The following is an 11,472-nucleotide window of genomic DNA, read 5'->3' on the forward strand; positions in this document are numbered from 1 at the left end:
TGTAGTGTGGACTCTTTATTATCACGTATTCGTCGCGGTGAGTTATGGCAAAGCCCTGGTGGCATTCATCCGCCTACCCATAAACATAAAACGAACTCGCTCCCCATTCACAGCTTGCCTTTGCCCGAAAAACTGGTGCTGCCAATCAAACAGCACATTGGTGCTGAGGGGCAGTTATTAGTAAGCGCAGGTGAGCAGGTATTAAAAGGCCAAGCTCTCACTCGCCCCAATGCTAATTGGTCAGTGCCCGTGCATGCACCAACCTCGGGTCGTATAGCGGATATCACGCCTATGCCCTCGGCGCACCCTTCAGCCATTCCTGAGCTGAGTATTATTATTGAACCTGATGGCCAAGAGACTTGGTGTGAGCTTGTGCCTCACCCTAATTATCAGCAGCTTAGTGCCGAGCGACTAGTTGATATCATTCATTATGCTGGTATTTCTGGCATGGGCGGTGCGGGTTTTCCGACTTATGTTAAAACCGCAAGCAAACAGCCAATCGATATTTTGATTGTTAATGGCGCCGAATGTGAACCTTATATCAGTGCCGATGATGTGCTTATGCAAGCGCACAGCGAAGAAATCGTGCGCGGTATCCATATCATCCAGCACTTACTGGGCCCTGAGTTGACTATCATTGGTATTGAAGATGATAAGCCGAAGGCCATCGAGGCGATGACTCAGGCCTGCGCCGACTACGACAATATTATCGTCCGAGCGATTGAAACCAAATATCCTTCGGGCGGCGAAAAGCAGCTTATTCAGATACTCACCTCTAAAGAGGTGCCTGCTGGCGGGATCCCCGCCGATATCGGTGTGCTGGTACAAAATGTGGGCACCTTATATGCCATTCAACAGGCTGTAGAACTCGGAAAGCCACTGATCGAACGCGTTGTCACCCTTGCAGGCGAAACTCTTGAGCAACAAGGTAACGTCTGGGCTTTACTGGGAACGGAAATAAAGCATTTATTAGCTTTCCAAGGTTTTAATCCTGAGCCAATGCAGCGCGTGATTATGGGTGGGCCAATGATGGGCTTTACCTTGCCCAGTGTGCGCATACCTGTAGTCAAAACCACCAACTGTATATTAGCTCCCAGTAACCAAGAAATGCCGGCGCCCGGTGATGAGCGCGCTTGCATTCGCTGCAGTGCCTGCGCAGATGCCTGCCCTGCTAGCTTATTACCCCAGCAGTTGCAATGGTTTGCCAAAACCAAAGAGTACCAAAAACTCGAAGAACATAAGTTATTCGATTGTATTGAGTGCGGTGCTTGCGCCTACGTATGCCCAAGTGAAATTCCGCTGGTACAGTATTACAGAGTCGCAAAAGCTGAAATTCGCGAACAACAAATAGAGCAAGTAAAAGCTGAGCGTGCACGCGAACGCTTCGAAGCGAGAAAAGCACGCTTAGAGCGTGAGCAAGAAGAGCGCCGCAACCGCCACAAACGGCCCAGCCGAAGCGCTGCTAAAAGCAGTGAAAGTAAGGAAAAAGTGGCTGAAGCCCTGGCTCGCGTGAAAGCAAAGAAAACAGAGCCAGGTGATAACAAGGCAAAAGTCGCCGAAGCGATTGCCCGCGCCAAGGCCAAAAAAGCGCAAGGTGAAGCCCCTGAGCCAGATAACTCAGAGGTTGCTCAAGCTCGTGCGCAAAGAAAAGAGCAGGCTCGTGCATACAAGGCACAAAAACAACAGCCTGAGCAAACGCCAAGCGCAACAGCGGATGACAAAAAAGCCGCAGTCGCCGCTGCTGTTGCTCGTGCCAAGGCGAAAAAAGCCCAGCAAAGTGAACAAAGTGATAGCCAGCCCACAGCCGCAGAAGATAAAAAGGCTGCCGTAGCCGCTGCTATTGCCCGCGCCAAAGCGAAAAAGGCGGCAAAAGCCGATGCATCTACGCAGCAGCCCGACGAGGCAGCTGAAAATGTCGAAAGCGAGACCGAGGCATTCTCTGCTGAGGATAACAAAAAGGCTGCTGTGGCCGCTGCCATTGCTCGCGCCAAAGCGAAAAAGGCGGCGAAAGCCGATGCATCTAAGCAGCAGCCCGACGAGGCAGCTGAAAATGTCGAAAGCAAGGCCAACACCGAGGCATCCTCTGCAGAGGATAAGAAAAAAGCTGCTGTGGCCGCTGCCATTGCTCGCGCCAAAGCGAAAAAGGCGGCGAAAGCCGATGCACCTACGCAGCAGCCCGATGCTGCAGCTGAGAATGTTGAAAGCGAGACCGAGGCATCCTCTGCTGAGGATAACAAAAAGGCCGCTGTGGCCGCTGCTATTGCTCGCGCCAAAGCCAAGAAAGCCGCCCGAGAAGCCGATGCAACTACGCAGCAGCCCGATGGGGCAGTTGAAAGTGCCGAAGCCGAAGATAGTGGCGATCCCCCCTCCCCTGAGGAAAAGAAAAAAGCCGCTGTGGCCGCCGCAATAGCTCGAGCCAAAGCCAAGAAAGCCGCCCGAGAAGCCGATAAAAACGATGATGAGGAGTCATCATGAAGCTCAATATGATGAGTTCACCTTATAAGCACAGCCATAAATCAGTGACGCAATTAATGCTTTTGGTGGCGCTCGCTGCGCTTCCAGGCATTGCCATACAGTGGTATTTTTTCGGCGCGGGTGTAGTGGTGCAATTAGTTTTAGCCTTAGTGTGCGTGAGTGTATTCGAAGCCGCTATGCTGGCGATTCGCGGGCGTAAAATTTGGCCAACCTTGCAAGATGGCAGTGCCTGGCTCACGGGACTTCTGCTGGCCATCAGTATTCCTCCCCTCGCCCCGTGGTGGGTTATTGTCATTGGCTGTTTTTTTGCCATTGTCTTTGTTAAGCAGCTCTATGGCGGGCTGGGCTTTAATTTATTTAATCCGGCCATGGCAGGCTATGTGCTACTGCTTGTTTCCTTCCCGGTGCAAATGACCTTATGGGTGCCGCCGAGCGAGCTTATGCAGCACACGCTAAGTTTTAGCGATGAGCTGTCACTCATCTTCACACACTATACCGAAGCCGGCTTTAGCCTCGAACAGATCCGTGTCGGTGTTGATGGCGTTACCATGGCCACGCCACTGGACACCCTGCGCACCGATATTAGCCATGGCCTGACTGTGGCCGAGAGCATGGAAAAACCTGTGTTTGGCGAGTACGCTGGGATCGCGTGGCAATGGGTCAACATGGCCTATCTCGTTGGTGGTGTACTACTGCTACAACAACGCGTAATCAATTGGCACATTCCGGTGGCGATGCTCAGTGCCTTGGCCGTGTGTGCAAGCATCGGCTATATCTTTGACTCGGGCAACCAGCCTGGGCTGGCATTTCATATGTTAAGCGGAGCCACTATGCTCGGTGCGTTTTTCATTGCTACCGACCCGGTTTCGGCATCAACCACGAATCGCGGCCGGTTAATTTATGGCGCTGCCATAGGCGTTATTGTGTATCTTATTCGTAGCTTTGGTGGCTACCCCGATGCCGTCGCCTTTGCGGTGTTACTGATGAATATGGCAGTGCCGCTCATAGATCATTACACCCAGCCTCGTACTTATGGTCACGGAGCAAAATCATGATTATTTCTTCGATGGCGAAAAATGGTGGGATTTTAGCTGCATTCGCGCTTATTACTACAGGTGCTGTGACTTTAGTGCAGCAATACACCGCGCCCAAAATTGCGATCCAAGAGAAAAAGCAGTTACAAGGCTTGTTACAACAAGTGTTGCCGGCATCGCAATATGACAACGACCTTTATTTAGACTGCACCACCGTCAATACCCCGCAGCTAGGCCCCCGTGAGAGCTACACAGTGTATCGTGCTCGCCGCCAAGGTAAGGTCATCGCCTTAGTGCTACAAAGTACCGCCGCCAATGGCTACAGTGGCAATATAGATATGATCAGTGCTGTTTATCCTGACGGCACCGTCAGTGGAGTGCGAGTTACCAAACACAACGAAACCCCAGGGCTTGGCGATAAAGTAGAAACTAAACGCAGTGATTGGATTTACTCGTTTGCCAATAAGCAAGTGCAAGGCGCAGATGATGAGCGTTGGGCAGTGAAAAAAGATGGCGGCATGTTTGATCAGTTCACCGGCGCAACCATTACTCCTCGCGCAGTGGTGACAACAGTGAAAAGCACCGTTTTATATGCACAACAACACTTTGATACGCTCGCAACAGCAGACAATCATTGCTTAGCTGAGGAGCAATCATGAGCCAATATAAAACCTTATTTAAAGAAGGTGTATGGGGCAACAACCCAGCGCTAGTGCAATTGCTGGGCCTGTGTCCGTTGCTGGCAGTCAGCAGCACAGTCACTAACGCATTGGGACTGGGAATAGCGACATTACTGGTATTAGTGGGCTCTAATGTAACAGTCTCTCTGGTGCGCCAATGGGTGCCCAAAGATATCCGCATTCCCGTATTTGTGATGATCATCGCCGCGTTTGTAACCATTATCCAATTGCTGATGAACGCTTTTACCTTTGGTTTATACCAGTCGTTAGGCATTTTCATCCCTCTGATAGTCACTAACTGTGCCATTATCGGCCGCGCAGAAGCCTTTGCTTCTAAAAACAATGCGTTGTTGAGTGCATGGGATGGGCTCATGATGGGCCTAGGCTTTGCCATGATCCTAGTGCTATTGGGTGCTATGCGTGAACTCATTGGTCAAGGTACCTTATTCGATGGCGCCGACTTACTACTGGGGCCATGGGCACAAAGCCTGCGTCTAGACATTATTCACTTTGATAACCAATTCTTGCTGGCGATCTTACCTCCGGGAGCATTTATTGGTTTAGGCTTGCTGATTGCAGCTAAAAACTTAATTGACGCGCAGCTTAAAGCAAAACACGCGCCTAGCGCTGAGGAAGTAAAAGGTCCAAGGGCACGAGTGACCAGTTTAGATTAGGCTCGTTTTAACGACATACAATCAAGGGGCAACAATGAACAAAGATAAGCGCCGACTCATCCTTGAGCGGTTGCGCGAAGCCAATCCGCACCCAGAAACCGAGCTGGAATATAGCTCTCCTTTTGAGCTCTTAGTGGCAGTGACTTTATCTGCACAGGCCACCGATGTCGGCGTCAACAAGGCGACCAGAAAACTTTTTCCGCGTGCCAATACGCCGCAAGCTATCTTGGATCTCGGTCTTGAGGCACTGCGTGAGAGTATCAAAACCATCGGCTTATATAATTCCAAAGCCAATAATGTGTACAAAATGTGCGAGATTTTGGTGTCACAACATGGGGGGGAAGTCCCTGAAAACCGTGAAGCCTTAGAAGCGTTACCCGGCGTTGGTCGCAAAACCGCAAATGTCGTGCTTAATACCGCCTTTGGCTGGCCAACTATTGCCGTTGACACCCATATTTTCCGTGTCTCTAACCGTACCAAGTTTGCTCCGGGTAAAGACGTTGTAGAAGTTGAACAGAAGCTTCTACGTCATGTTCCCAAAGAGTTTAAAGTGGACGTTCACCATTGGTTTATTCTGCACGGTCGCTATGTTTGCACCGCGCGTAAACCTAAGTGCGGCGCGTGTATTATTGAAGACTTGTGTGAGTTTAAGGATAAAACTGAGTAAATGCCTTCAGTAAATAAATACAGAAGGCACTTAGTTCAATCATCTGCCAATAGCGCATTAATTTCTCAAATAATAAAATATATCTAAAAATTAATTATTATTGGTTATTCACTAAATAACTTAACTGGCCTGCATACGCGTCTAACAAGAAATGTAAAACGATGACAATCCAAATTGAACCAGTAAGCAAGTAGATTATTGCCAACACCAAGCCAACTAATCCAGTTCTTAGTACATTGCTCCAACCTTGATACAAGTGAAATAAGCCAAAAGTAACACTGGATACGATGACAGCAAGTGTTGTTCCCACCATCGGCTGCAAGAAGCTAAGTAAAAATCCTCTGAACAATAACTCTTCACAAATTCCAGCAGCCACAGATACACCAAATATAAACCAATAGCGTTCATTGGAGCTGTTCGGCAGGATCCAAGCCATGTCAGCAAGTTGCTTCTTAGATTCACTTTTTAGTTTCTCCGAACCACGAATACTGCGTAGTGAAAAAGCAAAATACGCTGAAACAAGTGTTAACAAAGCTGCACCTGCGAAAAAACCACTGTCTAATTGTGGCGATAGTCCCCAACCCTCAACTGATATTTCACCTTTCAAGATAGCTACAATTAAAAATATAGTCGGTAACCAAAGCAGTAACATCGTTTGTTTGTATGTTGCTATTTTAGTTTTGTTACCAGCTTCAACTTGCTCACGACTTTGTTTCGCTGTTAATAATTCGCAAACTAGCGCTGCAACAATTAAAAACACCAAGATTAATTCAAACATAAATTTGCTCCCTAACAATTTGTTCTTTAGCTTATGGACAAATGCTTACCAAACAAATATTCTTTATTTTTAATATATATAAACATAAAGTTTACAATGATAAAAAGTGAGCTATTGCACTCATTAATGCTGGTAGCAGAAAACGGCGGAATCTCAAAAGCTGCAGAAGCTAAATCGCTTTCGGCAATGGCGCTGAGCAAGCAAATGAGTAAGTTGGAGCAACTGGTTGGCCAAGCCGTATTTGAACGAAGTGGTAGACAACTTCGATTGACAGAATTTGGAAATTCCTTGTATCGAGAAGCGAAATCGGTTATTTCTGCTCACGAAGCCCTTGATAATTGGCTAGAGCAACAAACTGGTATCATAAATGGTAACCTAAGCGTAATAACTCAAACGTCTGAAATGCTTACTGACACAATTATTCCGTGGCTAGATGAGTTCTGTCAGCTCTATCCTAAATTGAATGTAAAACTAGATGTAAAAGAATCGTTGATTAATATTAATGATGATGACTTCGATGTGTTTTGGGGAGTTTCAGACTATTTAGGTGATAGGTTTCCTAATTTAAAACGAAGAAACCTGTGGCGCTCTATTTATGGAGTTTATGCTGCACCTGATTACATAAAGTCTACCTCTCATATTACAATTGACAACATCGAACAACATCACATTGTTGGTTACCTTCATAATCAACCATCCAACGTATTGGTGCTGCAAGAAGATAATAAACCTACTTATAAACTGTTAAGACAAAGAGTCGCGACTGTAGGTGGCTTGATCGAACTAGCTATTCAAGGTCTGGGGGTAATCAATGCAGCCCACGATAGTCGTCAAATCAAAGAAGCAATTGCAAATAAAACCCTAGAACCTGTGTTAAGTGAACACTGGTGGCAAAATGCCGAAATTTACGCTTATTTTCACAACGTAAAACACCCTCAGCCCAAAGTGAAGGCGTTTGTTGACTTTTTCTTAAGTAAAAGAGCGCAATGGAAATAAGGTGAGCATGCGGTAAATAACATATACAAGGGGCGATATGATCTCTGTACGCTGCCTCCAAAATTAAAAAAAGAGTGTGCAATGAGCAAATTTCGAAATCCAGAACAGTGTCGGCAGCTTATAGAAGAACAGCATAAAAGCGGTTTGACCATTTCAGAATTTTGACGTCAATATAAGATTTCAACCAGTGGCATTTTCATTCAGCGAAAGAAACAAGGTTTAGTATTTCTTCTTTGGTTAAAACACTAAATCTAACTTACTTATCTTTTGGCTGGCCAACCATTGCCGTTGACACCCATATTTTCCGTGTCTCTAACCGTACCAAGTTTGCTATGGGTAAAGATGTGGTCGCGGTGGAGCAAAAGCTTGAAAAAGTCGTGCCGAAAGAATTTAAGGTTGATGTACACCACTGGCTTATTCTCCATGGCCGCTATACCTGCGTGGCGCGCAAACCGCGCTGCGGCAGCTGTATTATCGAAGACTTATGTGAATTTAAAGACAAGACTGAGGTAGCATAAATGCGTTTATTACACACCATGTTGCGTGTTGGCAACTTAGAGCGCTCGATCGAGTTTTATACCAATGTACTGGGTATGAAAGAGCTACGCCGTGCTGACAACGAGCAATACCGCTACACCCTCGCCTTCGTCGGTTATGGTGAGGAGAAAGACACTACCGTGTTAGAGCTTACGTATAACTGGGATGAAGATAGCTACGATCTCGGCAATGCTTATGGCCATATTGCCATTGAGTATGACGACATTTACCAGGCTTGCGAGCAAATTCGTGCCGCCGGTGGCGTAGTAAGCCGCGAACCGGGTCCGGTAAAAGGAGGCACTACAGAAATAGCCTTCGTTAAAGACCCTGATGGCTATGTAATTGAACTGATCCAGAAAAAGGCTGATAACAGCTTTTAAGCTGCGCTCCTGAGTCAAGGTTGTCCCTTGGCTCCTATCCTTCCCATAAACCACGCTTTAATTCGCACTTCTGTGGCAAGAAAAGAAAAATAACGGGAATTTTTTATAAGCGATGGATATTAATAGCTATGAAGAGATGGTGTTTTTCAAGTGAGTACTTGAAGAAAGTGGCGTCCCCTAGGGGATTCGAACCCCTGTTACCGCCGTGAAAGGGCGGTGTCCTAGGCCTCTAGACGAAGGGGACGCAGAATTGATTCAGCAAAGTGTACTTTGCTTATTCTGCGTAAGATGAGTTTGAGCCCGCGAAAGCGAATGGCCTTATTCATCCAAGCAGAACCTGTACGAGCAACAAGCTCACTACATTCTGTGTCACTAGGACTGGTTATTTAAACTCTTACCATACGAGTAAAGTGGCGTCCCCTAGGGGATTCGAACCCCTGTTACCGCCGTGAAAGGGCGGTGTCCTAGGCCTCTAGACGAAGGGGACAAAAATTTCGCTATCGAAGTATAACTTCGATAAATTTTTGTAAAGGCTGAGCCGAACCAGTGAGGCGAAGCGGCCTTAGCAAAAACGCTGAATTTAATGTCACTAGGACTGGTTATTTAAACTCTTACCATACGAGTAAAGTGGCGTCCCCTAGGGGATTCGAACCCCTGTTACCGCCGTGAAAGGGCGGTGTCCTAGGCCTCTAGACGAAGGGGACGCAGAATTGGTTTAGCAAAGTGTACTTTGCTTATTCTGCGTAAGATGAGCTTGAGCCCGCGAAAGCGAATGGCCTTATTCATCCAAGCAGAACCTGTAAGAGCACTAAGCTCACTACATTCTGTGTCACTAGGACTGGTTATTTAGACTCTTACCATACGAGTAAAGTGGCGTCCCCTAGGGGATTCGAACCCCTGTTACCGCCGTGAAAGGGCGGTGTCCTAGGCCTCTAGACGAAGGGGACAAAAATTTCGCTATCGAAGTACAACTTCGATAAATTTTTGTAAAGGCTGAGCCGAACCAGTGAGGCGAAGCGGCCTTAGCAAAAACGCTGAATTTAATGTCACTAGGACTGGTTATTTAGACTCTTACCATACGAGTAAAGTGGCGTCCCCTAGGGGATTCGAACCCCTGTTACCGCCGTGAAAGGGCGGTGTCCTAGGCCTCTAGACGAAGGGGACGCAGAATTGGTTCAGCAAAGTGTACTTTGCTTATTCTTCGTAAGATGAGCTTGAGCCCCGCGAAAGCGAATGGCCTTATTCATCCAAGCAGAACCTGTAAGAGCAAGAAGCTCACTACATTCTGTGTCACTAGGACTGGTTATTTAAACTCTTACCATACGAGTATCACACCTAAACATTCGAAGTTTAGCCTACCGAGATAGAAACGTGTGTTGCACTACAGAATTTGGTGGAGCTAGGCGGGATCGAACCGCCGACCTCTTGCATGCCATGCAAGCGCTCTCCCAGCTGAGCTATAGCCCCAAACAGCTTGAGATAAACTGCCAAACTTGCGGTGTTCATCTCGTTGAGTGCGGGGCGCATTCTATGCACCCCCCTAAACAAAGTCAACACTTTTTAAGTAACTTTTTACTGACCGAAGCAATTTTAGCCAAGACGCGCAAAGGTTAGACAAAAACAGTCAAATGTGGCTCTTTATTAACCACTTACCTACTTTGATACAGGCAAATATCGGTATCTATTATGGTTATTTCGTCAGCCAACGTATCACCTTAAATCGCAACGAGCACTTATGCCTCTAGTTGCCATAATAAAAAGCTGGCTTGCCACCCCATAATTTCCGTTGAGATATGGGTATCAGGTCGACATCGAGCTGCTCCATATGCACAGTGTAAAGGCAACAAGTGTTCTGACGTGGGCTGACAATAAAGTGCACCAGGTGCTGTTCGCCACGCAATTAACTGCTGTTGGCGCTGCTTTTCACTCATTGGCGCCTGCAAAGTGTGTATGAGCCAATCTTCAAACTGTCGATTATACCCCTGAGTATCATCAATCGGCCCTTTTTTAAATGCAGCCATATTATGAAAGGTGAAACCTGAACCAAGCAATAATACGTTATCAAGATCAGCAACAGCATTTGCGAGGTGTTGACCTAACTCTACATGAAAGCGCTCACCTAAACCGCCATGCAATGATATTTGTACACAAGGGACGTCTGCATCTGGATACATTAACTTTAACGGTACAAAGATCTAGCCCCCGTTGCTGCTCAATAAGAATAGGTATACCTTGGTGTTGTAAATAACTGGCTAAGTAGTTGGCAACTCGAGTATGACCCGTGCAAGGATAAGCAATATCATAGGCCACCCTATCAAAACCGTAATAGTCATAGAGTAAGTTGGGCTGTTGCTGGGTATTAATAGCAACTCCCTCCTGTGAAAGCCAATGCGCGCTTATTACAATAATAAGCTGAGGCTTAGGGATTTGAGTCGCTAGTTTTGCTAATGCATCACACATACCTGTGTGACTTGGTTCAGCCAATAGAGGTAACGGCCCTCCCCCGTGGGAGATAAAAAGACTGTGGTTCATAATGCACTCCATAAATAAGACCTTCATTATTGCGCTGGTATCGATACCTATATAGCCCTATGAACGCACATCCCTTGTTACCACGCGTACAACTATGACTCACATAAGTGGGAGTGCAAGCTTCGCGTGCGTAGTTGATGAACAGGTTGTTTATAAAACCCGCATATAAAACAAAATGTGCAACTCAAGTGTTGACAGTCTTTCGTCTCTATCTATAATAGCGCCCCACAACAGCGAGAGAGGTTTCCTCACTCTTTGTTGCCAGATGTGGGTTGTTAGCTCAGTTGGGAGAGCATCGCCCTTACAAGGCGAGGGTCACTGGTTCAAGTCCAGTACAACCCACCACTTTCAAAGTGACGCATCTGTTTATTCTATATGGGTTGTTAGCTCAGTTGGGAGAGCATCGCCCTTACAAGGCGAGGGTCACTGGTTCAAGTCCAGTACAACCCACCATTTACTCATCTTCGAGTATCGCATATAGAATAACTTAGACCCGGGTTGTTAGCTCAGTTGGGAGAGCATCGCCCTTACAAGGCGAGGGTCACTGGTTCAAGTCCAGTACAACCCACCATTTTAAAGTGAGACATCTGCATATTCTATATGGGTTGTTAGCTCAGTTGGGAGAGCATCGCCCTTACAAGGCGAGGGTCACTGGTTCAAGTCCAGTACAACCCACCATTTACTCATCTTCGAGTATCGCATATAGAATAACTTAGACC

At 46.8% G+C, this 11,472-nt stretch carries 9 protein-coding genes, 10 tRNA genes and 1 pseudogene; 12 read left to right on the top strand and 8 right to left on the bottom strand.

What is annotated here, in order from left to right; translation table 11 throughout:
- Nucleotides 1-6: 6 nt before the first annotated feature.
- The 5 genes from rsxC to nth are packed head-to-tail and all read left to right on the top strand — an operon-like array spanning nt 7 to nt 5,530.
- Complete coding sequence (rsxC, locus tag MHM95_RS03700; protein WP_239384258.1) at nt 7-2,475, top strand: electron transport complex subunit RsxC; 2,469 nt, start codon at nt 7-9, stop codon at nt 2,473-2,475.
- Nucleotides 2,472-3,530, top strand: coding sequence for an electron transport complex subunit RsxD (gene rsxD, locus MHM95_RS03705; RefSeq protein WP_239384259.1), 1,059 nt, complete (start codon nt 2,472-2,474; stop codon nt 3,528-3,530). Before rsxC ends, rsxD begins: the two co-directional genes overlap by 4 nt.
- The gene (gene rsxG / locus MHM95_RS03710; protein ID WP_138547627.1) at nt 3,527-4,168 is read left to right on the top strand and encodes an electron transport complex subunit RsxG; all 642 of its coding nucleotides are present in this window, start codon (nt 3,527-3,529) and stop codon (nt 4,166-4,168) included. Before rsxD ends, rsxG begins: the two co-directional genes overlap by 4 nt.
- Nucleotides 4,165-4,863 (top strand): electron transport complex subunit E, encoded by a 699-nt coding sequence (locus MHM95_RS03715; protein WP_022944718.1) that lies wholly within the window; start codon nt 4,165-4,167, stop codon nt 4,861-4,863. The genes rsxG and MHM95_RS03715 overlap by 4 nt, the downstream gene beginning before the upstream one ends.
- Before the next feature lie 34 nt (nt 4,864-4,897).
- Nucleotides 4,898-5,530: an endonuclease III gene (gene nth, locus MHM95_RS03720; RefSeq protein ID WP_239384260.1), complete on the top strand. Its 633-nt coding sequence runs from the start codon at nt 4,898-4,900 to the stop codon at nt 5,528-5,530.
- A 97-nt stretch (nt 5,531-5,627) separates the two neighbouring features.
- Here the strand turns inward: nth and MHM95_RS03725 are convergent, their stop codons facing one another.
- Complete coding sequence (locus MHM95_RS03725) at nt 5,628-6,308, bottom strand: CPBP family intramembrane glutamic endopeptidase (protein WP_239384262.1); 681 nt, start codon at nt 6,306-6,308, stop codon at nt 5,628-5,630.
- A 96-nt stretch (nt 6,309-6,404) separates the two neighbouring features.
- Here MHM95_RS03725 and MHM95_RS03730 point away from each other — a divergent pair, with 96 nt between their 5' ends.
- From MHM95_RS03730 to gloA, 3 genes and pseudogenes are all read left to right on the top strand, one after another.
- Nucleotides 6,405-7,304, top strand: a complete 900-nt coding sequence (locus tag MHM95_RS03730; protein ID WP_239384263.1) for a LysR family transcriptional regulator — start codon at nt 6,405-6,407, stop codon at nt 7,302-7,304.
- Between the two features lie 263 nt (nt 7,305-7,567).
- Nucleotides 7,568-7,822 (top strand): annotated as a pseudogene (locus tag MHM95_RS03735) (endonuclease III); the annotation flags it as partial.
- The gene (gene gloA / locus MHM95_RS03740) at nt 7,823-8,221 is read left to right on the top strand and encodes a lactoylglutathione lyase (RefSeq protein ID WP_239384264.1); all 399 of its coding nucleotides are present in this window, start codon (nt 7,823-7,825) and stop codon (nt 8,219-8,221) included.
- A gap of 168 nt (nt 8,222-8,389) precedes the next feature.
- Here gloA and MHM95_RS03745 read toward each other — a convergent pair.
- The 7 genes from MHM95_RS03745 to MHM95_RS18770 all read right to left on the bottom strand — a co-directional run bounded on the left by MHM95_RS03745 (nt 8,390) and on the right by MHM95_RS18770 (nt 10,416).
- Nucleotides 8,390-8,465: transfer RNA gene (locus MHM95_RS03745), tRNA-Glu, on the bottom strand.
- Nucleotides 8,466-8,632: 167 nt separating this feature from the next.
- Nucleotides 8,633-8,708: transfer RNA gene (locus MHM95_RS03750), tRNA-Glu, on the bottom strand.
- Nucleotides 8,709-8,849: 141 nt separating this feature from the next.
- Nucleotides 8,850-8,925 (bottom strand) — tRNA-Glu (locus tag MHM95_RS03755).
- 167 nt (nt 8,926-9,092) lie between these two features.
- Nucleotides 9,093-9,168 (bottom strand) — tRNA-Glu (locus MHM95_RS03760).
- 141 nt (nt 9,169-9,309) lie between these two features.
- Nucleotides 9,310-9,385, bottom strand: a tRNA-Glu gene (locus MHM95_RS03765).
- A 227-nt stretch (nt 9,386-9,612) separates the two neighbouring features.
- A tRNA-Ala gene (locus MHM95_RS03770) sits at nt 9,613-9,688 on the bottom strand.
- A gap of 266 nt (nt 9,689-9,954) precedes the next feature.
- Nucleotides 9,955-10,416, bottom strand: a complete 462-nt coding sequence (locus MHM95_RS18770; RefSeq protein ID WP_343224294.1) for a class III extradiol ring-cleavage dioxygenase — start codon at nt 10,414-10,416, stop codon at nt 9,955-9,957.
- A gap of 606 nt (nt 10,417-11,022) precedes the next feature.
- Between MHM95_RS18770 and MHM95_RS03780 the strand changes: the two genes are divergently transcribed.
- From MHM95_RS03780 to MHM95_RS03795, 4 genes are all read left to right on the top strand, one after another.
- Nucleotides 11,023-11,098, top strand: a tRNA-Val gene (locus tag MHM95_RS03780).
- A gap of 32 nt (nt 11,099-11,130) precedes the next feature.
- A tRNA-Val gene (locus tag MHM95_RS03785) sits at nt 11,131-11,206 on the top strand.
- A 42-nt stretch (nt 11,207-11,248) separates the two neighbouring features.
- A tRNA-Val gene (locus MHM95_RS03790) sits at nt 11,249-11,324 on the top strand.
- A 31-nt stretch (nt 11,325-11,355) separates the two neighbouring features.
- A tRNA-Val gene (locus tag MHM95_RS03795) sits at nt 11,356-11,431 on the top strand.
- The last annotated feature ends 41 nt before the right edge of the window (nt 11,432-11,472 follow it).

Origin of the sequence: Pseudoalteromonas sp. CnMc7-15 (genome assembly GCF_022347925.1) — a bacterium.
Classification (GTDB): domain Bacteria; phylum Pseudomonadota; class Gammaproteobacteria; order Enterobacterales; family Alteromonadaceae; genus Pseudoalteromonas; species Pseudoalteromonas ruthenica.

What these genes read in the sequence shown, in the direction of transcription:
- nth (WP_239384260.1), top strand. Translation starts at nt 4,898, where the DNA reads ATGAACAAAGATAAGCGCCGACTCATCCTTGAGCGGTTGCGCGAAGCC.
- MHM95_RS03730 (WP_239384263.1), top strand. Translation starts at nt 6,405, where the DNA reads ATGATAAAAAGTGAGCTATTGCACTCATTAATGCTGGTAGCAGAAAAC.
- MHM95_RS03715 (WP_022944718.1), top strand. Translation starts at nt 4,165, where the DNA reads ATGAGCCAATATAAAACCTTATTTAAAGAAGGTGTATGGGGCAACAAC.
- gloA (WP_239384264.1), top strand. Translation starts at nt 7,823, where the DNA reads ATGCGTTTATTACACACCATGTTGCGTGTTGGCAACTTAGAGCGCTCG.
- MHM95_RS03725 (WP_239384262.1), bottom strand. Translation starts at nt 6,308, where the DNA reads ATGTTTGAATTAATCTTGGTGTTTTTAATTGTTGCAGCGCTAGTTTGC.
- rsxG (WP_138547627.1), top strand. Translation starts at nt 3,527, where the DNA reads ATGATTATTTCTTCGATGGCGAAAAATGGTGGGATTTTAGCTGCATTC.
- rsxD (WP_239384259.1), top strand. Translation starts at nt 2,472, where the DNA reads ATGAAGCTCAATATGATGAGTTCACCTTATAAGCACAGCCATAAATCA.